Source organism: Pedobacter ginsengisoli (assembly GCF_030244015.1).
GTDB lineage: Bacteria > Bacteroidota > Bacteroidia > Sphingobacteriales > Sphingobacteriaceae > Pedobacter > Pedobacter ginsengisoli.
The window spans coordinates 439,825-460,504 of the sequence record NZ_JASSYX010000004.1 but is presented as its reverse complement, the minus strand read 5'-3'; the positions used below and the strand labels follow the sequence as shown (position 1 = coordinate 460,504).

Below are 20,680 nucleotides of genomic sequence, written 5' to 3'. Positions count from 1 at the left end.
GTATGTTAAAGAAGTACGGAGTTTTTGGGGCGCTAAGGTTAATGTTTTCAGTTATTTATACCAGGATTTTCTTCCCCGGCGCCAGGCTGATCCGTCTTCCGTTTGACATCAGAAACCGACGTTTCATATCCATCGGGAAAGGCTTCACTAGCGGATTTGGCTGCAGAATAGAATCGTTTCCCGAAAACACGGACCGGAAAATTAATGTCCTGATCGGCGAAAATGTACAAATAAACGATTATGTACATATCGCGGCCGTTGATTACATAGAAATCGGTGACAATGTGTTAATCGCCAGTAAGGTATTCATATCCGATAACAATCACGGCAGCTATACACTATCAGACAGCGATCATCCATCGACCATTCCCGCAAGTAGAAAAGCGTCATTTGAACCGGTTTATATCAAAAAAAACGTTTGGATCGGTGAATCTGTCTGCATATTGCCGGGAGTCACAATAGGAGAGGGCTCGATTATTGGAGCGTTATCGGTTGTCACCAAAGACATTCCTCCCAATTCAATTGCCGTGGGTTCGCCTGCGCGGGTAGTGAAGCAATTTGATTTTAAAACAAACCGCTGGGTGAAAGTATAATTATCATTTAAGAACCTTTATAAAAATAAATAATGCTTCCTATATTGTCTATTTCAGTAGTTCTCTATCACAACGATCCGCAGGAATTAAAGGAGCTGGTAGCGAATATCTTAAATAGTTCCATTCGTATCAAACTGTACCTTGTTGACAATTCGTCAACTGATCAGCTGAACATGAAACACCAGGGCGGCGATGTAGAGTATATACATAATGGAAAGAACATAGGTTATGGCGCCGGTCACAACATCGCCATCAGGCTTTCCCTGGAATCAGGTTTTAAATATCATTTGGTAATGAATCCTGATATCAGTTTCGGGCCGCTTACGCTGGAAAAGATCTATGCTTTCATGGAAGAACATCCTGAAGTTGGCCAGCTGATGCCCAGGATCCTGTATGTCGACGGCACGATCCAACCGCTATGCAAGTTACTTCCCACACCTTTTGATCTTATTGGAAGGCGGTTCTTTAAAAATGCAGAATGGGCAAAAAGAAGAAATCAAAAATATGAATTAGAGGGCTTCAATTACGATAAAATCATCAATACACCTAGCTTATCCGGTTGTTTTATGTTTTTAAGAAACGATGTCCTGAAAAAATCCGGGCTATTTGATCAGAGATATTTCATGTATCTTGAGGATTATGACCTGACCCGCAGAATACACCAGCATTCGGAAACAATTTTTTATCCTGGGGCAGAGGTATTGCACGGCTACAAAAAAGAATCGTATGTCAATAAGACCTTGTTAAAATACCATATTGCATCAGCCATTAAATATTTTAATAAATGGGGGTGGATCTTGGATACAGAAAGAACGCATTTGAACCGGCGCACCTCAAAACAAATCCAATAATGAGACCTGTCTTATGAAAACCCAAATAACTTGTCTCTTTTTTATCGCATTGACTTTATCAACTACGATGGTGAACGCTCAGTCAATTGTCTCCGTTGACCCGTTAGTCAAAGTTTTAAGATACCAAAAGAATCTACCTGAAAGCACTCCGATAGCACATGTTGCATTAGGTGAATATGCCACTTTCCAGTATGTATTCACTTCGCCGGTTAATCTTAAAAGTTTAAAAGTCTCTTATGTCCCGGCTGTCAGTGGCCAGGCCAAACTTGCCAAATGTAATATAGGATACCCTGGCTATGTCAAACTTGACCACCTTGCAGGTAGAGCGCCTGCCCCAGACCGGATCCGCGCTGACGACAAGTATTATCCCGATCCAATTTTTGACGTTGCTCCCCAGCATATTGCCGCAAATAGAAATCAGCCTATTTGGATCAGCATTCCTGTAGATCTTGCACAAACCCCGGGCATCTATAAAGGGAAATTGATCTTTTCATGGATGAGCAGAGGCAGGCTCCTAAAAACCGAGCGGCCACTTAGTGTTAAAGTGTACCCGGTTAAAATTAAAAATACGAGACTGCTCAATTCCAACTGGCTTTTCTATGAAAACAGAATGAGCCCTCCTTTTGCCAAGCTGAAATATATGAATCGCGGCCAGGAAGTAATTCCTTATAGCCCTAAATATTGGGAGCTTATGGAGGTTGTCGCCAAAAATATGCAGGAATACCGGCAGAACGTTTTTTACATCTCTCCATTGCGGGAGATCATCTACGGGTTCAGCAATGGAAGATTTACATTTGATTTCAGCAATTTTGACAAACTGGTCTCTATATTCAAGCGCTATGGTGTGGCCCAATATATTGAAGGCGGACATATAGGAGGAAGGGACGGGGCATGGGATGCGCCCTTTGTCATCAACCATATGGAAAAGGATGCAAATGGCATATTTCAGATGAAAAACATCGCCATCAATGACCCGCGTGCCAGAACATTTCACGCTCAGTTTTTTCCCGCACTGGTCAGACATTTGAAAGCAAAAGGTTGGTACGACACTTATTTTCAACACCTGATTGATGAACCTACAGACGCCGATGCAGCTTCGTATCGAGCTGTAAGCGCATTGGTCAAGACTTACGCGCCCGACTTAAAAATTATAGACGCCCTGAGTACCACAAACATCGCAGGCTCAATTGACGTCTGGGTGCCTCAATTGGAATTTCTGGCCGGTCATGAGTCTTTCTTCAAGCAACGCGCAAGCAAAGGCGACATGGTCTGGTTGTACACTTGCTGGCTTCCTCAGGGCAATTTTGCCAACCGATTTATCGAACTTCCGGCGCTCAAAAACAGGCTTTTGCCCTGGATTTCCTACAAATACGGCATCAAAGGTAACCTGAACTGGGGCTACAACTATTGGGTAGATTCCCCGACAGAAAAGGCGGACAGAGTTGATGGCAACAGTATATTTCCCGGTGGCGACTCCTGGCTGGTTTACCCAAAATACAATGGCCTGTATGCCTCAATCAGACAGGACCTGATGAGAGCGGGTATGTATGACCATGAATTGTTGAGCATGCTTGGAGAAAGAAGCCCGTCTAAGGCCGCTGCGCTGGTCAGTAAGGTCATTTATAGCTTTGACCGGTACAATATGGACATCACCAGTTTCAGGTCTGTCCGCAGACAGATCCTTGAAGAATTGACAAAATAAGAAATGGACGTTTCCTTTATCATCGTAAACTACAATACAACAACCCTTACCAGGCAATGCATAGATTCCATTAAGCAATGCACGAGGAAGCAAACCTATGAAGTCATTGTTATCGATAACGCGTCCCGGGATCGGTCAATAACAAGTCTGAATGATGATTATCCGGAAGTTGAACTTATCTTAAATTCTGACAATGTAGGTTTTGGCAGGGCAAATAATCTTGGTATCGACAGAGCCAAAGGCAAATACGTTTTCCTCATCAATTCTGACACTTATTTGCTCAACGACGCGGTCGCTATTTTTTGGGATTATATGGAAAGGCCGGATCACGCAGGTGTAGGATGCTGCGGTGGCGCGTTATTCTATCCTGATGGTAAAAATCAGATGTGCTTCGGAAATTTCCCCTCAATGCTCGAGGCCATTTCCCTGCTCGGATTTTATGTATTCTTTAAAGATTACTTCAATAAGCACATTTGCAGTGGAGTCGTAAATTATTCCCCTGAAAATAAGACAGTCGACTATATTACAGGTGCGGACATGTTCATCAGGAAGTCCGCACTGGAGAAAACAGGCAACTTCGATCCGGAATTCTTTATGTATTTTGAAGAAACAGAATTGTCATTCAGACTGAAAAAGGCAGGATATAAATCTGTACTGATTCCAGGCGCCCAAATTGTACATCTCGAAGGAGCCTCACAAGAGAAAGGGTCATATTTTAATTTTAAAAAGATCAGCATGTACGAATACAGCCGGAATCTATTTTTTAAAAAATGCCATGGTAAATTTTATGCAATAACCGTAAAAGGCATATCGGTACTCAGAAACCTTATTTTATTTGTGTTAAAAGGTAAATCGGGATACCTCAAAAAGGCAAAAATTATTGCTTTTACGTAAAGACTCAAGTCCATATTACGTATTTTTGGCTCAATATTTGAAATACCCGCCAGAATCAACCATTGTACATATTGAAAAAAAGCTCTACATGTTATTAAGTTTAATCTTCCTTACCAGTTTATTGATGGCCGCTTTTTCTATACCATCGATTATTAATTTGGCATTTAAGAAACGTTTGTTTGACAACCCCAGTGAAATCAGAAAGGTCCATAAACGTATTGTGCCCAATTTCGGGGGCATTGCCATTTTTACAAGTTTCCTGTTTTCATGTTCTCTCTTTATTAAATCTGACCTCGTTCCCCAATCAAATGTTTTGATGGCTGGCGGACTTATTTTATTTATGACCGGTCTTAAAGACGACATCATCGGCTTAGGGCCTTTAGTTAAACTGGTGGCTCAAATCATTAGCGGAACCATCATTGCCGTGGTCGCAGACATCAGGATAGATGATCTGCATGGGTTTTTAGGCGTTGGAGCATTAGACTACTACAGCAGTGTTATACTCACCACAGCATTCATCGTCAGCATTGTCAATGCCTTTAATCTTATAGATGGCATCGATGGCCTGGCTGCATCTTTGGGTGTCACGCTGTCCCTGATCTATACCTACCTGTTCTGGAACGCAGGGGAAATTGGCTGGTCTTACCTTTCTATCGCTTTAACAGGGTCTTTAATAGGCTTTATGTTTTATAACGTGACGCCAGCAAGAATATTTATGGGAGACTGCGGATCCCTGTTGCTTGGCTTTATTGCCGTAGTGCTCAGCATCAAGTTTATCGATATCTCGTCCCATCATCATGTCGTTTTTGGGAGCGTAAAAATTGAATCGTCAATGGGACTCACCTTGTCCATCCTCATCATCCCTATATTTGATACCATCAGGGTATTTACCTTGCGCATCCTGAGAAATACTTCACCATTTAAGGCAGACAACAACCATCTTCATCACCGGCTGCTATTTCTTGGCCTGAGCCACATGCAATCGACACTGGTGCTGGTTGTTACGAATGTACTATTTATAGTCATGGCTTTATCGCTTCAAAATTTAGACAATACCCAGCTTATCAGCGTCCTGGTACTGACAGTCCTTGCGTTGAACGGTGGATTGTCTCTTTACATAGAGTCGTTCAAGAGATCATTGCTGGCCAAAGCACACGCACCTGAAAAGCCTGTTATGGTCAAAAGCTTTGGTGAGGAAATATTGGAGAAAATCACAGAAAACTAACGTTAATTAAATGCGCCCTCGGGATCTTAATGAGATGTACAAAATTTAGGTTAGTATTTTGTTTGCTATTTACTACAGCACTTCAAAGTGTTTATGGACAAGCCGAGTTGTTGCCGCTGGGGCATGATTTGAACAATAAACTGGGAAAAAAGATTTATTTTAGTGATTCTTCAAGAATTCATACCGGGCTGCGGTCTTATTTTATTGCTGACATTTCAGATCAGACTAAAGATTCCCTGCTCAAATCTCTATATACAACCAGGGACTGGCAAAGCAAAAATTGGGTATACAGAAAGTTGTTTTCAGAACATCTTATCGAAGTAAACAAGCCTGATTACAGCTTTTATGCGGATTTCTTGCCGGACATGCAGATTGGAACCCAGAACGGTAAAAGTTTGTATCTGAATACAAGAGGCATTGAGATCGGAGGCAAAATAGGAAAACGGTTCGCTTTCAGCAGTTATCTTTTTGAAAACCAGGGCAAGTTCGCAAACTATTACACAGACTACATCAATAGCTTAGGAGTAGTTCCCGGTCAGGGATTAGCCCGGAGGTTTGGAAAAGGCGGGTTTGACTACGGATATTCAGGCGGAACAATTTCTTATACCCCCTCCAAATATGTGAACTTTCAGCTCGGCTACGATAAAAACTTTATAGGCGACGGGTACAGATCATTGCTTTTGTCCGATAATTCTTTTAATTACCCTTTTGCCAAGGTCACGGCTACGCTGGGCAAGGTCCGTTACATGGCCATGTTTGCGCAATTTATCGACCTGCATGAGCATATTGATCTTGACCAGCTTAAAGATGATGTTCCATTCCCTAAAAAGTATGGAATTTTCCATTACCTGCACTGGAATGCTACAAAGCGGCTGAGTGTTGGATTGTTTGAAAACATCATGTGGCAGCCACGGGGATTTGAGTTCAGCTATTTAAACCCGGTTGTATTTGTGAGGCCTGTGGAAAATGCCAACGGGTCGCCGGATAAGGCCCTGCTTGGTCTTACAGCCAGTTATAAAATTGCAGATAGCTACGTAGCCTACGGCCAGTTGATGATCAATGAATTTCGCGCCAAAGATATCTTCTCCGGAAAAGGACATTGGGCAAATAAACAGGGGGGACAGTTGGGTATCAAAGCATTTGACCTGTTCCATGTAGACAATCTGTATGCCCAGGTAGAGATGAACAGAGTAAGGCCTTATTCTTATTCGGCTGTAAGCCATTTTAAGAATTATGGACATTACAACCAACCTCTTGCCCATCCTTTCGGAGCAAACTTTCAGGAATGGATTGGAATTGCCAGTTATCGTATAGATCGTTTCGACCTTCGTTTTGAACTCAATTATGCAAAATACGGGCTTGATGTTAATGGCTTGAACTACGGCAAGGACATTTATAAAAACTATGATACCAGGGTTGCTGATGAAGGCATTTTTATAGGAAACGGATTAAAGACCAGCCTCCTTTATTCCGAAACTACCTTCGCTTATATTCTAAATCCTAAAAATAATTTAAGAATAGAGCTTGGGCATGCATTTCGAAAAGAGACAAATGACCTGAGTAACAATAAACAGCAGATATTTAACATAGGAGTAAGGTCCTCATTTAGAAACCTATATAAAGACTTCTAAAATTCACTATATTAGTACTGATAAGAAAACCTCAAGATTTAAAGATGAAGAATAAAATATTATTAACCGGAATGTTGATCGTTTTTGCTTTTTCCGGTTCCCTGGTGGCGCAGACACTGCCTGTTGGCTCTTTAGATAACATTGAGGATGCTTATCGCCGTCAGCAATTGTTGGGCGAGGATGCTTCAAATGCTTCTTTCACAATCAGACCATTGTTTCTTACAGACAAGAACGAGGTATACCTATCACCGGACGGTGCGGGTCTTAAAACGATGGATTTAAACAAATTGCTGTGGAGTAAAGGCAAGTCTGCATTATATGCTTTGCCAATCGAGTGGCAACACCAGATTAATACTCACCATCCGTATGGTATGAATGACGGGGCAATGATCCCGGCTAAAGGATATCAGACGATGTTTTCTGCAGGTCTCTTTGCCAAAATAGGCTTCTTGAGCATACAGTTAAAGCCGGAGTATGTCTATGCACAAAATTCTAAATTTAGTGAGATCACTGAGGCGGGGAATGAAATTGCTCAAAACTATTATAGATTTTATAATGGTATTGATATGCCTGATAGATTTGGAGATAGAGCATACTCAAAACTAAAATGGGGGCAAAGCAGTATCCGCTTAAATTTCGGCCCTGTTTCGGCAGGACTTTCGAATGAAAACCTGTGGTGGGGACCAGGTATTCGCAGCTCACTGTTGATGAGCAACAATGCCCCTGGATTCAAACACATAACAATCAATACGACTGAACCTGTAAGTACCCCTGTAGGCGCATTTGAAGCCCAGATCATTGGCGGTAAATTGGAAGCCTCAGGAGTTCCTCTTCCCGAAGGGCCAAATTATAAAGCCAAGCCAGATGACTGGCGGTATCTATCAGGAATTGCCCTGAGTTATCAGCCCAAATGGGTACCTGGTCTTTATCTTGGTTTAAATAGATCTTTTATGATGTACCATGACCAGCTAAATGGAAAAATCGGTAATTATTTGCCACTGTTTAGTGCAATCGAAAAGTCGAATATTGAAGCTGATGAAAGTGGTGAAGAAAAAATTACCCGTGATCAGCTCATTGCTATTTCTGCCCGGTGGGTTATGCCAGAGTCAAAGGCAGAAATCTACTTTCAATACGGACGCGAGGATCATGCTTATAATTTACGCGATTTTGTTTCAGAGTCCGAACATACAAGAGCTTACATATTTGGCTTCAGAAAGCTGGTTGAACTCATAAGAGAGGATGAATACATTCAATTTGGAGTTGAGCTTACTCAATTGGAATCTTCAGGCACAAAGTCCGTAAGACCTGCTGGATATTGGTATCATCATTCTGGTGTCAGAGATGGATATACAAATATTGGACAGGTCTTGGGTGCAGGCATTGGTCCGGGCAGCAATTTGCAATCGCTTGATGTAAGCTGGGTGAAAGGACTGAAGAAGATTGGACTTCAAATGGAGCGACTTTCTCATAACAACGATTTGATGTATAATCTCAAGGCACTGGATATACGCAGGCATTGGACTGACTTAGGTCTGACTGGTAAATTTAGCTGGGATTATAAAAACTTTATTTTCAATTCAGCCTTGGCATACATACATTCATTCAACTATCAGTACATCCTCAATAATGGACAAACACCTGATTTCTGGAAATTTGAACATACGGACGTGAACAATGTCCATTTCAAATTAGGGGTGATGTACAGGTTTAATTAAATGATAGCTATATAAAACTCTGATTTTTTAGTAGCCCACTATCAACAAGCCGGGAAAAAGATTTGGTTTCAGGGACACGTTTTAAGCCTTCAATGTGGCGTACATGGTGAATATCTGTGCCAATAAAATCGATCATATCTTTTTCAATCAGTTTTTCAGCTATAGATTTGATATGCTTTCCATAATGATCGGTTAAGGACAAAGCATTTACCTGCAGTTCTACACCCATTTCTTTCAGCCGTGTATAGTAATCGAAATGCTTGTGAAAAAAAAGATAACGTTCCGGATGAGCAAGTATGACCTGATAGCCCTTTATTCCAAGATCAAAGAAGACTTCTTCCAAATCATGAGGTCGTGAAATCTGACTAAATTCAATGAGTAGCCTATTTCCAGGAAGCGGCATTACCGTTCCTTCTGAAACCTGAATTGCAAATTGCTCATCCATATAGTATTCAGATGAAAGATCAAGGGTGATGCCTTCTGGTAATTGTCCATCCAACAATCCATGTCCTTTTTTTAGACTTTCATGAGTATTGGGATGTATGTCCTGAAGTGTATGGGGAGTTGTATACAGTTTATAAAATCCAAGTTCTTTTAACCCTGAAATAATTTGTATGCTATCTGCTACATCTTTTGCGCCATCATCAACTCCAGGCACCAGGTGAGAATGCATGTCTATACCAACACTGGTGAAATCTTTATATTTGGATTTATTGGAACGATTGAAAAACATCATTTATTCTAACTTAAATTATTAAAAACATAAAGATAGCTAAATATTAAAATAGCTGGCATCTTTTTTGTTTATGGCGCAGTGCAGGTGCAAATTATGCGTAATGAATATAATCAGTTGATTTAATTAACTTTAATCTAATCTCAATACGTCTTTAAATACTATCTTTGCAATGAATAAAAATAAAAACGCATCTACGAGCCTATGAGATACTTTTTTTACTTAATAACTACTTTAATTTTTTTTAGTAGCTGTGGTGTTAAATATAAATCTGTCCCTTACTTTACTGATTTGCCAGTTGACAGTTCGATAGTTCAACAGATAAAAAATTACAATGTTTTAAAGTTGCAGAAAAATGATATTCTAGCTTTAACAGTGAGCAGTCTAAATCCTGAAGCTTCGGCGATATTTAATTTTGGGAACGTAAGCTCTAGTCAAGGATCAGCTGGTAGTACTGCAAATCCTATAAATAGTGCAAACGGTTTCATGATTGACGAAAAAGGTGAGATACAGCTGCCACTAGTGGGGGCAATTCATGTAGATGGATTAACGATTGCTGAAGCCCGAGCGGAAATCACTGGCAAACTCGTCAACTTTCTCAAAGAGCCAGTGGTTAATGTAAGATTAGCTAATTTCAAAGTTTCTATATTGGGTGATGTAGCAAGACCGGGAGTTTACCCAGTGCAGAATGAGAAAATTTCTGTAACTGAGGCGTTGAGTCTCGCTGGAGATTTAACGATAACGGCCGTAAGAAACAATGTTCTGTTAATCCGGGAGACTCAGGGTAAAAGACAATTTATCAGAATAGATTTACAGAAAAGTGCGCTTTTCAATTCACCAAACTATTTTCTTCAAAACAATGATATATTGTATATACAGCCAGGAACTGCGAAATATGCGAGTGTAGACTCCAGCTATAGGAATGTGAGTATAGTCCTGTCCGCTCTTTCGGTTATAGCTTTAATTATTAGCCGTTTTTAATTGTAATGAATAGTATGAATAGTGGAACAAATCAAGGGAATTTTGAGAAAGAAGATGTTGAGGGGACGTCCTTTAATATTGCAGAGATATTTTCAAAGTATTTATATCATTGGCCTGTTTTTTTTGTTGGAATATTGCTCTCTCTCAGTCTTGCTTATGTCTATTTGAGATATACGAAGCCAGTTTATCAGGTTTCAAGCACATTGTTGATTAAGGACGAAAAAAAGGGAACTTCGCCTGATGATATGTTAAGTCAGCTTGAGCTTTTCGGTGGATCAAAAGTTGTCGAAAACGAAGTGGAGATTTTGAAATCGAAAAGCTTAATGACAGTAGTTGTCAAGCGTTTGAGTTTAGATGTGCTTATAAGTGCTGAAGCTAGAGTTGTGAGTAAAGAAATTTATGAGCAAAGACCTATCGATTTTCTAACAACACAGATGGATGATAAATCCATTGGTAAGGAATTTGCATTGAGTTTTCCAGACGCAAGCCATTATAAACTGGAAGAAATTGAGACAGGGAAGTCTGTAAGCGGGGAGTTAAATCAATTTCAAAGAAACGACTTTGGAACCTATCGGATAATCAAAACCCCTTTCTTCATTAATCAACAAAAGCGTACTTATTCGGTTAAATTTATAGATCCAAAAAGCGCAGTTAATGACTGTCTCTCAAAATTGGATATTGCGGTTGCAAATAAGCAGTCGACCGTTTTGAAGCTGACATTTCAAACTACAGTTCCAAAGCGAGGGGTAGATCTTTTAAATACACTTGTCAACGTGTACAATGAGGCCGGGCTTGCTGACAAAAACAGGACTACTCAAAGTACAATAGATTTTATTGAAGAGAGATTGGCCTTAATTTCAGGGGAATTAACGGATGTTGAAAAAGATGTCGAAGGTTTTAAAAGCAGCCAGGGACTAACAGACATAAGTAGTGAAGCTAGCCTTTACCTTGAAAATGTAAAGGCTACTGATGCAAAATTAAATGAGGCTAATTTACAATTGGGAGTTATTGAAGAGGTACAACGCTATATCAATTCTGAAGGAAATGATGAGAAGCTTCCAAGCACTATGGGTATCAATGATCCGGCATTGCTGGCCCAAATTAACCAATTGGCAGATTTACAGTTGAGAAAGGCTAATTTACTAGCCACAACTCAACCTAATAATCCCATTTTCGAATCTCTTGATAAACAAATAGAAATCACAAGAAATTCCTTGAAATCTACTGTTGGGAGTATGGCAGGGTCATTGCGGAATACTATTGAAGGACTCAAATCCTACAACACTCAGTATGAAGGATCCATAAAAAAAATTCCCGGGCAAGAGCGTAAATTTATCAGCATAAAAAGGCAGCAAAGCATAAAAGAAAGTTTATACCTGTATCTCCTGCAAAAGAAAGAGGAAGCTGCGCTCTCCTATGCATCATCAGTAGCAGATAGCAGGGTTGTAGATGAAGCATTTTCGAGCGGAGGCCCTATCAAACCGAGAAAGGCTCTAACTTATCTTTTTGCACTTGTTTTGGGAATAGTATTACCTGTAGGCTATGTATATGGTAAAGATTTAATCAATAATAAGGTAATAGCGTCTTCCGATATCAGTAAATTAACTTCAGCACCGATTCTGGGAGAATTGGTATACGAGCAGGGGAATGAAGCTATTGTTGTCCATGCGAACAGCCGGAAAGCAATCGCCGAGCAGTTTAGAGCCATTAGGACGAATCTCCAATTCGTCCATGGCAAGCGCACATCAGAATCCGGTTTTGTTACTTTATTTACCTCCAGTATGTCTGGTGAGGGTAAGAGTTTTGTAGCGAGTAATATTGCAACTGCCCTGGCGATTAGCGGGAAGAAAACTGTATTGGTGGAATTGGACTTACGGAAGCCAAAAGTAAGTAAGTATTTAAATTTGAATAATAAAACCGGTTTAAGCAACTATCTAATTGGCAAGGCAAACGTAGACGATATAATCCAGCCTTCAAATGTACATTCCAATTTATTGGTAATAGGATCTGGGCCAATTCCTCCCAATCCTTCTGAATTGTTAATCGGTAATGAAATTGAAAATCTGTTTGATTATTTGAGAAAGAATTTTGATGAAATAATCGTAGATACGCCACCTATTGGTTTAGTTACTGATGCTCAGATTTTAGCTAGACTAGGTGACGCTACTATTTATATCGTAAGACATGGAGTTACCTTTAAAAGACAGATTGCACAATTTGACCAATTATACCTGACTAATAAGTTTCCTAAGTTTAACCTGATATTGAATGGAATACAGATTACAGGTAGCTATGGCTATGGCTACGGTTATGGTTATGGTTATGGCTATGGTTATGGCTATTATTCGGATGACACGAAACAAAATAATAAGGGCTTTTGGTTTTACATAAAAGACTTCTTTAAAAGATTTTAACAAATTTCAAATGAGTTTATCTAAAATAATTTTAATTACTGGTGGGGCTGGGTTTATTGGTAGTAATCTTTGTGAATACTTCCTAAATAAGGGATATAAAGTTCGCGTTCTAGACAATTTTTCAACAGGTCATAGACATAACATTGAACCATTTTTGGATAATAGTAATTTCCAACTAATAGAAGGTGATATTCGTAGTTCCGAAGATTGTATTACAGCGACTCAAGGGTGTCATTATGTCCTTCACCAGGCTGCGCTGGGGTCTGTACCTCGTTCCATTAATGACCCTGCTACGACAAATGAGGTTAACGTTTCGGGATTTTTAAACATGCTGATCGCTGCTCGGGACTCTAAAATTGAACGGTTCGTTTATGCAGCCAGCTCTTCAACTTACGGCGATTCTACTAATCTCCCAAAGGTTGAAGACATTATTGGTAAACCACTTTCTCCATATGCAATTACAAAGTATGTAAATGAACTGTATGCAGATATTTTTAGTAAAACTTACGGGCTGGAAACAGTCGGATTGAGATATTTTAATGTCTTTGGGAGGAAACAAGATCCTAACGGCGCCTATGCAGCGGTTATTCCTAAATTTGTTCTTCAATATATGAGTTATGAAAGTCCTGTTATTAATGGCGCAGGAGATTTTTCCAGAGACTTTACTTATATCGATAATGTCATTCAAATGAACGAGCTTGCAATGACTACTAAGAATCCTGAAGCTATCAATACAGTCTATAACACGGCAGTTGGTGATCGCACTACATTAAACGAACTTGCTGCCTATTTGCGAGATTTCTTGTCTGGATATGATCACCAAATATCTAATGTCGAATTGAAGTACGGGCCGAATAGATCTGGAGATATCCCTCATTCTCTTGCAAGTATTGATAAGGCCCAGGCGCTTTTGGGATATAAACCAACCCATGCTATAAAAGAAGGCTTAAAGGAAGCTGTTAAGTGGTATTGGAATAATTTAAAGTAAAAACCTTAATCAATATATGTCACCTTTAGAAAATGTTAAAATTGCGGTTATTGGGCTTGGATATGTCGGACTGCCATTAGCACGCTTGTTTGCCACAAAATATCCCGTTGTGGGCTTTGATATCAATCAAAAAAGAATTGCAGAATTGATGTCTGGCACAGATGCTACACTTGAAGTCTCAGATCAAATTCTGCAATCCGTTTTAGTAGACAGTCCTTCCTCTGCGAATGGTCTGTTCTGTTCCGCTAATTTGGACGACATCAAGGCTTGTAACATTTATGTAATTACTGTTCCTACTCCTGTAGACAAAAATAACAGGCCTGATTTGACCCCACTATACAAATCCAGCGAAACCGTTGGTAGGGTGTTATCGAAAGGAGACATAGTTATATATGAATCAACGGTTTATCCTGGGGTTACCGAAGAGGAATGTATTCCGGTCCTTGAAAAAGTGTCCGGCTTGAAATTTAACGTTGATTTCTTTGCAGGATATTCCCCGGAAAGAATCAATCCTGGTGACAAAGAACACACAGTAGAGAAGATTTTGAAAGTGACTTCAGGTTCAACTTTAGAGATAGGTAAAAAAGTTGATCAGTTATACAAATCTGTTATTACTGCTGGTACTCACCTTGCTCCTTCGATAAAAGTAGCTGAGGCAGCGAAGGTTATAGAGAATTCACAAAGAGATATTAATATTGCCTTTGTTAACGAACTTGCCAAGATATTTAATAGATTACGTATAGACACCAGTGCAGTCTTAGAAGCAGCGGGAACCAAATGGAATTTCTTGCCGTTCAAACCGGGACTAGTGGGCGGGCATTGCATAGGTGTTGATCCATATTACTTAGCTCAGAAAGCGCAAGAGCATGGTTATCATCCGGAGATTATTTTGGCGGGGAGAAGATTAAATGATGGAATGGGTGAATATGTGGCCCATGAAGTTATAAAATTAATGATTAAAAAGGAAATCCCAGTTAAAGGATCGAAAATCTTGGTTTTGGGGATTACATTCAAAGAGAACTGCCCTGATGTTCGTAACACAAAAGTCATTGATGTACTAAATACTCTTGCCGAATATGAGACAGATATAACAATTTACGATCCTTGGGCAAACCCAGCGGAGGTTGAACATGAGTACGGATGGCAGTCCGTTAGGGATCTTAAAAATTGTAATGATTATGATGCAATTGTATTGACAGTATCACACAATGAGTTTAGATCCTTGGATTTAAATGCACTATGCAAAGGGAATAAAGTTATTTATGACGTAAAAGGGATTCTAACAGAAGGTGTAGACGGTAAACTTTAATAATAATTTCTATAGCAGTTGTGATGGTTGTCATGGCTGCTATAGTGAATAATATTGGCATGTAATTGTTTTTCTGTTTTAATATAATGCTGATTATGACTAATGCCGCAATGATACATACCTACATATTTTTACAGTCCAAAACATTTGTTCAAATATAGATCTTTAACATTTTTGATGTAAATGGAAAACGATAAAACCAACAACACAATGCAAGCGTTTTGGGTTGCTTTGGGAAGTTTAAGTTCATTTGCTTTAGCTATTGTCAGCTCGGCGATTTTATCTAGGTATTTCAATAAAGTAGAATACGGGACGTACAAGCAAATACTTTATGTCTATGGTACCTTACTTGTAGTATTTACTGCTGGAATGCCGAAAGTCTTTGCATATTTCTTGCCAAGATATAACCTTGAACAAGGTAAAGCAATTGTATGGAAAATTAGTAGATTTCTCTTTTTGTCGGGAGCAGGATTTTCAATTTTTTTATTTTCATTTTCCGGAATAATTGCAGGCATCTTAAAGAATAAAGAACTTGAATACGGATTGAAAGTTTTTTCGCCAATCCCTATGTTGCTTCTTCCTTCATTGGGTATAGAGGGCATTTTTTCAACATATAAGAAATCTCTATATATTGCGATTTACAACACCTTATCGCGGTTATTGATGCTTGTTTTTATTGTTGTACCTGTAATAATATTTAAGGGGACTTATATTTCTGCGATTTATGGTTGGCTAGCCGTCTCTATTATAACTTTTATAATAGCGTATTTTTTTAAAGGCATTCCATTTAAAGGCCTCAAGACTGTTCCTACAACGCTTAGATATAAGGAAATTTTCTCGTATTCCCTTCCTATTGCTGTAGCTAGCCTATGGGGTATAGCTATAAAATCTGCTGACCAATTTTTTGTAAGCCGTTTTTTCGGAGCAGAGGTTTTCGCTGAATTTTCGAATGGTTTTATAGAGATTCCATTTGTGGGTATGATAACTGGCGCGACTTCTACGGTTTTGATGCCTATTTTTTCGAAGATGATACATGATAATTCGAATGCAAGCGAAGTTGTTGCAGTTTGGAAAAATGCGCTAACTAAATCTGCGTATATTATATACCCAATTGTCATCTTTTGTATTTTTAATGGGGTTAATATTGTAAGAATTCTTTATTCTGAGAACTACGTAGGTTCGACCATTTACTTTCAAATAAACATGGTGCTAAACTTCTTTAATATAATAATATTCGGTCCCTTACTTTTTGCTTTGGGTGATACTCGCTTTTATTCACGTCTTCACATCTGGACAGCGGTTTTGGTGTGGGTGTTAGAATACGCAGTAGTGTTGATATTTAATTCACCAGTTGCAGTCGCAATAGTCTCAGTGTCATTGGCGATTTTAAAAGTTTTTATTGCTCTGAAATATATTTCAGCTAAGATTAATGTAAGATTGATTGATTTATTCCCTGTAAAGAAGGGTGGGCTAATCATCATTCATTCTAGTTTGTGTATGGTCGTTGTCCTTTTAATTGCTAGAATGTTTCCTGGCGCACTGATGCAGATCATGGTATCTTTGATTTTATATGCTTTGTTTGTTGTATTTAGCGCGAAGTTCTTCGCCTTAGATTACCTGAAGTTTTTAAATCCAATTCTAAAAAGAATTTCTAAAAATGTTAAGTAAATTTAAATATATTAACTGGAAGAAAAATCATCCATCAAATATTGTTGAGTATTTACTATCCCCATGTGGTTGGGGTTTACGAATAATCAATTTCATAGTACAAAAAATATTTCGAATTAACCGAAAGGTCCCATTTATGGTACACTTTACATCTATTGCAAATGGAAAAATATCTATTGGTCGTAATGTAGCTAGATATTTTGCAAATTCCAGCGGTTGCTATTTCCAAGGAATCAATGGTATAGTAATTGGCGACAACACTATTTTTGCTCCTGGAGTAAAGGTTATTTCTGCAAATCATAGCAAACAAGATTATCACGAACATGATAAGGTGGGACCTTTAATTATTGGTCAGAATTGTTGGCTCGGAGCAAATTCTGTTCTTTTACCTGGGGTAGAGATAGGAAATAATGTAATTGTGGCAGCTGGAAGTGTTGTGACCAAATCATTTGGATCAGATCTCGTCATTGGAGGAGTACCTGCCAAAATTATCAAAGCAAATCAAATGACGTTATGAGAATTACAATAATTGCCGGTGCCCGGCCAAATTTTATAAAGATTGCACCGATAGTTCATGCATTACAACTATCGCAAAAGGTCAATGTAAATATTTCATTTAGGCTGATTCACACAGGACAACACTTTGACAAAAAAATGTCGGGAGATTTTTTTGAGCAGCTCGGAATTCCCGTGCCCCATTCTAACTTAGAAGCGGGTGGGGGAACTCAAGCTGAGCAGACTGCGGCAATTATGATTCGATTTGAAGCAGAGTTAACCTTGCATCCTTCTGATCTTGTACTGGTCGTTGGTGATGTAACGTCAACTATGGCGTGTGCAATTACCGCACAAAAGATGGGAATTAAAGTCGCGCATGTTGAAGCCGGCATACGGTCTGGTGACTGGACAATGCCGGAAGAAATTAATAGGTTGGTTACTGACAGCATCACCAATTATTTCTTTACTACCTCGGAAGTAGCAGGGGATAATTTGCGAAGATCTGGTGTCGAAGATGAGCGCATTTTCTTTGTTGGAAATACGATGATAGACACTCTCTTGAAAAATAGACAGAGATTTGTCGCACCCGAAATTTGGGATAGAATCAATTTGATAACTGGTGAATATTTAGTTTTGACTTTGCATAGGCCTGCAAACGTGGATCAGGAAGCACAATTGAAAGAGCTGCTTGAGGAAATCATAGTTAATAGCCGACAGATCCCAATTATATTCCCTGTACACCCCAGAACAGCAAAAAATTTAGCTAACTTGGGTATTAATGCACCAAATTTGCATTTCATTGAACCATTAAGTTATCTGGAATTTAATTTTTTGGTAGAAAGAGCAAAATTAGTTGTTACTGACTCAGGAGGTATTACTGAGGAGACAACAGTTATGGGAATACCTTGTATTACACTTAGAAATAATACAGAGCGTCCTGAAACAATTTCAATCGGAACAAACGAACTCATTGGCACTGATCCTGCCAACATCAAGCCCTATTTTGATAAATTATTTAACGGTAAATGGAAAAAAGGGAGTATTCCTCCATTATGGGATGGTAAAACTGCTGAGCGAATAGTTGACCAAATTGTAAAAATATATGAGTAAGAAAATATTACTTATAACAAAGTCTTTTTATCCTGTAAATGGTCCACGTTCTACGCGTGCAACAGAGTTGGTGAAAGAGTTAGCGAGGTCCGGCCATTCGGTTACCGTACTCACGCCTAGAAATGATAAGGTTCACAATTCTTTCGAAGCACAGTATAATGTTGAAATTTTGGACTTAGGACGAACGTTTTTTACTAAACCTCCAGAAGGAACAATACCCTTTTGGAAAAAGCTTATTCTTAAAATTTCTGTCGAATCTGGGTTGTCAGATCAATATGCTTTTCCAGATATCTTTTTTATGAATATTACGGAAAAAATTTTAAAAAAGCATAACGATTATGATCTGATAATATCTATCGCGAAACCGCATCCTATTCACTGGGGAGTTGCTAAGGCGATTAGAAATAATCCAAAGCTAACCAAGAAGTGGATAGCCGATTGTGGGGATCCTTTTATGGGTAACCCCTTTCATAAACATGCAAAGTTTTTGGAAAAATTTGAAAGGCTTTTTTGTCAATATGCTGATTTCATCACAATTCCAATTAAGGATGCGATTGACTCGTATTATCCTGAATTTCGACATAAAATTAAAGTTATTCCCCAAGGTTTTGACTTCGATAAGGATAGGTCAGATCAGCTAACTTATATAAAAAATGAAATCCCTACTTTCGCCTACGCTGGGGCTTTTTACAAGGACAAACGAGATCCAAGGAAATTATTTGAATATTTGGTAAATCTTGATACACCATTTAAATTTGTCATATATTCGTCCAACTTCGATCTGGTTAACCCTTTTTTGAAAAGGGCAGAAGGGCGGTTTATACTGAAAAAGTATATTCCGCGCGAAGATTTGCTTATCGAATTAAGGAAGATGGATTTTTTAATAAATATTAACAATGTTTCGGTAGTTCAATCTCCAAGTAAGTTAATTGACTACTATTTGACAGACAGACCAGTGCTCTCGTTAAGTAATAATTCTGTAGATGAGATTGCTCTGGATGAGTTTTTCAGTGGAGATTATTCAAAAAAGTACAGCTTCACTAACATGGAGGATTATAATATAAAAAATGTTGTTAAGAATCTCTTAGCCCTCTAATTTTGGCGAACCCTATCCATATAAAGAAAAATAAATTTGTGCTGTTCGCAGCGCTTTTGTATTTCTTTTCTCCGTTAGTAGCTTATGTGACCGCTTTGTTTAATTATGAAAAGAGTTGGGCCAAAAATGTTGTTTGGGGTTTTGCGGCTTTCTTGGGATATACATTACAGATAAATCTTGATTCCATGGGAGATATGGTGGTTTATCGGAATAAGTTTCTAGAATTTTATAATGCTGATTTTTCGTTGGCTGACTTATACTTAAATTTCTTTTCTAACAGTGGCCATATCGAATTTGTAGAAAATGTCATTTCCGTTACCGTATCACAATATACCAACGACTATCATTTTTTGTTTATGGCTTATGGCTTATTCTTTGGGTATTTTTTCTCTAGAAATATTGATTATTTATATCGACATGTTAAAATTACTCAGCGGAAGGGCAGCATGTGGCTTATTATCGGCTTGACATTTGTAATTCCCTTGTGGAATATAAACGGGTTTGACTTTTGGACAGCTTCACAGTTGTTTTTGTTTGGGGTATTGCCCCTTATTTATGAGAAGAGTTATAAGAGATTTTTATTTATAGTTCTTGCCCCTTTTACCCATTTTTCGTTTTATCTTATTATTGGACTCTCGATGATATTTTTGATTGTCAGGAGTTTTAAATCTGGAATTATCTACGTCTATATCGGAAGTTTTTTTTTATTTGGGGTCAGTGCAAGTCAGTTTAGTGATATCGCGAGTCAATATTTGCCAGAGATAATTTTTAGAAGGGCTGAGATTTATCTGAACGCAGATTTGGAAAATCAGTCAGGTGGTACTATAGTAGGAATGGTCACTTTTGTATACACAGTAGCTATTAACCTGGTTTTTTTTACGACTTATAAGAAAAACAAAGAATTTATCGAGCAGGATCATAATTTAAACAGATTCTTTCTTTACACCTTTTACATTATAGGGGTGTTTAATATACTAAGTGTAATTCCGAGTGTAGGAAGATTCGTCATGGTTGGGCAATGGATGCTGTTAAGCGCCCTGTTTTTGCTAATGAATAAGAGGGAATTTGGGAATTATAAACTATTGGGAAGAAATATAAGCAAAGTGAGTTTCATTTTTATATTGTTCTGGACTATTTCTGTAATGCGTTATCTTTTTCCAATCTTAGGAATCGGTTCGATTTTAAGTGGTCCATTTTGGGTCGATAATTTTGTTGATCAAGATTATGTTGTTGGGAACATTTTAAAGTTTTTTAGCAATTAGATTTTTTTATTTA

Annotated in this window: 17 protein-coding genes; 16 read left to right on the top strand and 1 reads right to left on the bottom strand. The window is 38.5% G+C overall.

The features are described 5' to 3' along the window. Window positions 1-2 precede the first annotated feature (2 nt). From QEP08_RS19255 to QEP08_RS19225, 7 genes are all read left to right on the top strand, one after another. Window positions 3-593, top strand: a complete 591-nt coding sequence (locus QEP08_RS19255; RefSeq protein WP_285060311.1) for an LbetaH domain-containing protein — start codon at window positions 3-5, stop codon at window positions 591-593. 32 nt (window positions 594-625) lie between these two features. Further along, window positions 626-1,444 (top strand): glycosyltransferase family 2 protein, encoded by an 819-nt coding sequence (locus QEP08_RS19250; protein ID WP_285060310.1) that lies wholly within the window; start codon window positions 626-628, stop codon window positions 1,442-1,444. Between the two features lie 13 nt (window positions 1,445-1,457). Next, the gene (locus QEP08_RS19245; RefSeq protein ID WP_285060309.1) at window positions 1,458-3,146 is read left to right on the top strand and encodes a DUF4091 domain-containing protein; all 1,689 of its coding nucleotides are present in this window, start codon (window positions 1,458-1,460) and stop codon (window positions 3,144-3,146) included. A gap of 3 nt (window positions 3,147-3,149) precedes the next feature. Continuing rightward, window positions 3,150-4,040, top strand: a complete 891-nt coding sequence (locus QEP08_RS19240; RefSeq protein ID WP_285060308.1) for a glycosyltransferase family 2 protein — start codon at window positions 3,150-3,152, stop codon at window positions 4,038-4,040. Window positions 4,041-4,128: 88 nt separating this feature from the next. After that, window positions 4,129-5,265 carry an MraY family glycosyltransferase gene (locus QEP08_RS19235; RefSeq protein WP_285060307.1) on the top strand — a complete coding sequence of 379 codons (1,137 nt, stop codon included), beginning with the start codon at window positions 4,129-4,131 and terminating at the stop codon, window positions 5,263-5,265. 62 nt (window positions 5,266-5,327) lie between these two features. Beyond that, window positions 5,328-6,896, top strand: coding sequence for a hypothetical protein (locus tag QEP08_RS19230; protein WP_285060306.1), 1,569 nt, complete (start codon window positions 5,328-5,330; stop codon window positions 6,894-6,896). A gap of 44 nt (window positions 6,897-6,940) precedes the next feature. Next, window positions 6,941-8,611: a capsule assembly Wzi family protein gene (locus QEP08_RS19225; RefSeq protein ID WP_285060305.1), complete on the top strand. Its 1,671-nt coding sequence runs from the start codon at window positions 6,941-6,943 to the stop codon at window positions 8,609-8,611. Between the two features lie 7 nt (window positions 8,612-8,618). On the opposite strand, the gene QEP08_RS19220 is transcribed toward QEP08_RS19225, so the two are convergent. Continuing rightward, complete coding sequence (locus QEP08_RS19220) at window positions 8,619-9,347, bottom strand: tyrosine-protein phosphatase (protein ID WP_285060304.1); 729 nt, start codon at window positions 9,345-9,347, stop codon at window positions 8,619-8,621. Window positions 9,348-9,548: 201 nt separating this feature from the next. On the opposite strand from QEP08_RS19220, the gene QEP08_RS19215 reads away from it, so the two are divergent. The 9 genes from QEP08_RS19215 (at window position 9,549) to QEP08_RS19175 (ending at window position 20,667) form a co-directional block, all read left to right on the top strand. Next, on the top strand, window positions 9,549-10,325 hold the full coding sequence (locus QEP08_RS19215; RefSeq protein ID WP_285060303.1) for a polysaccharide biosynthesis/export family protein: 777 nt from the start codon (window positions 9,549-9,551) through the stop codon (window positions 10,323-10,325). A gap of 14 nt (window positions 10,326-10,339) precedes the next feature. Then, window positions 10,340-12,739 carry a GumC family protein gene (locus QEP08_RS19210; protein WP_285060302.1) on the top strand — a complete coding sequence of 800 codons (2,400 nt, stop codon included), beginning with the start codon at window positions 10,340-10,342 and terminating at the stop codon, window positions 12,737-12,739. Window positions 12,740-12,749: 10 nt separating this feature from the next. Further along, a complete protein-coding gene (locus QEP08_RS19205; protein WP_285060300.1) occupies window positions 12,750-13,727 on the top strand; it encodes an SDR family oxidoreductase in 978 nt (325 codons plus the stop codon). A 16-nt stretch (window positions 13,728-13,743) separates the two neighbouring features. Continuing rightward, entirely contained in the window at window positions 13,744-15,036 is a 1,293-nt protein-coding gene (locus QEP08_RS19200) for a nucleotide sugar dehydrogenase (protein ID WP_285060299.1), read from the top strand. A gap of 183 nt (window positions 15,037-15,219) precedes the next feature. Beyond that, window positions 15,220-16,704 (top strand): oligosaccharide flippase family protein, encoded by a 1,485-nt coding sequence (locus QEP08_RS19195; RefSeq protein WP_285060297.1) that lies wholly within the window; start codon window positions 15,220-15,222, stop codon window positions 16,702-16,704. Then, window positions 16,694-17,221: an acyltransferase gene (locus tag QEP08_RS19190; protein WP_285060296.1), complete on the top strand. Its 528-nt coding sequence runs from the start codon at window positions 16,694-16,696 to the stop codon at window positions 17,219-17,221. The genes QEP08_RS19195 and QEP08_RS19190 overlap by 11 nt, the downstream gene beginning before the upstream one ends. Next, window positions 17,218-18,309 carry a non-hydrolyzing UDP-N-acetylglucosamine 2-epimerase gene (gene wecB / locus QEP08_RS19185; RefSeq protein ID WP_285060295.1) on the top strand — a complete coding sequence of 364 codons (1,092 nt, stop codon included), beginning with the start codon at window positions 17,218-17,220 and terminating at the stop codon, window positions 18,307-18,309. Before QEP08_RS19190 ends, wecB begins: the two co-directional genes overlap by 4 nt. Next, the gene (locus QEP08_RS19180; RefSeq protein ID WP_285060294.1) at window positions 18,302-19,405 is read left to right on the top strand and encodes a glycosyltransferase; all 1,104 of its coding nucleotides are present in this window, start codon (window positions 18,302-18,304) and stop codon (window positions 19,403-19,405) included. The genes wecB and QEP08_RS19180 overlap by 8 nt, the downstream gene beginning before the upstream one ends. A gap of 2 nt (window positions 19,406-19,407) precedes the next feature. After that, window positions 19,408-20,667: an EpsG family protein gene (locus QEP08_RS19175; protein WP_285060293.1), complete on the top strand. Its 1,260-nt coding sequence runs from the start codon at window positions 19,408-19,410 to the stop codon at window positions 20,665-20,667. The last annotated feature ends 13 nt before the right edge of the window (window positions 20,668-20,680 follow it).

Coding starts and splice junctions, on each gene's coding strand:
- QEP08_RS19235 (WP_285060307.1), top strand. CDS start 4,129: ATGTTATTAAGTTTAATCTTCCTTACCAGTTTATTGATGGCCGCTTTT.
- QEP08_RS19195 (WP_285060297.1), top strand. CDS start 15,220: ATGGAAAACGATAAAACCAACAACACAATGCAAGCGTTTTGGGTTGCT.
- QEP08_RS19250 (WP_285060310.1), top strand. CDS start 626: ATGCTTCCTATATTGTCTATTTCAGTAGTTCTCTATCACAACGATCCG.
- QEP08_RS19240 (WP_285060308.1), top strand. CDS start 3,150: ATGGACGTTTCCTTTATCATCGTAAACTACAATACAACAACCCTTACC.
- QEP08_RS19190 (WP_285060296.1), top strand. CDS start 16,694: ATGTTAAGTAAATTTAAATATATTAACTGGAAGAAAAATCATCCATCA.
- QEP08_RS19225 (WP_285060305.1), top strand. CDS start 6,941: ATGAAGAATAAAATATTATTAACCGGAATGTTGATCGTTTTTGCTTTT.
- QEP08_RS19210 (WP_285060302.1), top strand. CDS start 10,340: ATGAATAGTGGAACAAATCAAGGGAATTTTGAGAAAGAAGATGTTGAG.
- QEP08_RS19245 (WP_285060309.1), top strand. CDS start 1,458: ATGAAAACCCAAATAACTTGTCTCTTTTTTATCGCATTGACTTTATCA.
- QEP08_RS19200 (WP_285060299.1), top strand. CDS start 13,744: ATGTCACCTTTAGAAAATGTTAAAATTGCGGTTATTGGGCTTGGATAT.
- wecB (WP_285060295.1), top strand. CDS start 17,218: ATGAGAATTACAATAATTGCCGGTGCCCGGCCAAATTTTATAAAGATT.
- QEP08_RS19205 (WP_285060300.1), top strand. CDS start 12,750: ATGAGTTTATCTAAAATAATTTTAATTACTGGTGGGGCTGGGTTTATT.
- QEP08_RS19215 (WP_285060303.1), top strand. CDS start 9,549: ATGAGATACTTTTTTTACTTAATAACTACTTTAATTTTTTTTAGTAGC.
- QEP08_RS19180 (WP_285060294.1), top strand. CDS start 18,302: ATGAGTAAGAAAATATTACTTATAACAAAGTCTTTTTATCCTGTAAAT.
- QEP08_RS19220 (WP_285060304.1), bottom strand. CDS start 9,347: ATGATGTTTTTCAATCGTTCCAATAAATCCAAATATAAAGATTTCACC.
- QEP08_RS19255 (WP_285060311.1), top strand. CDS start 3: ATGTTAAAGAAGTACGGAGTTTTTGGGGCGCTAAGGTTAATGTTTTCA.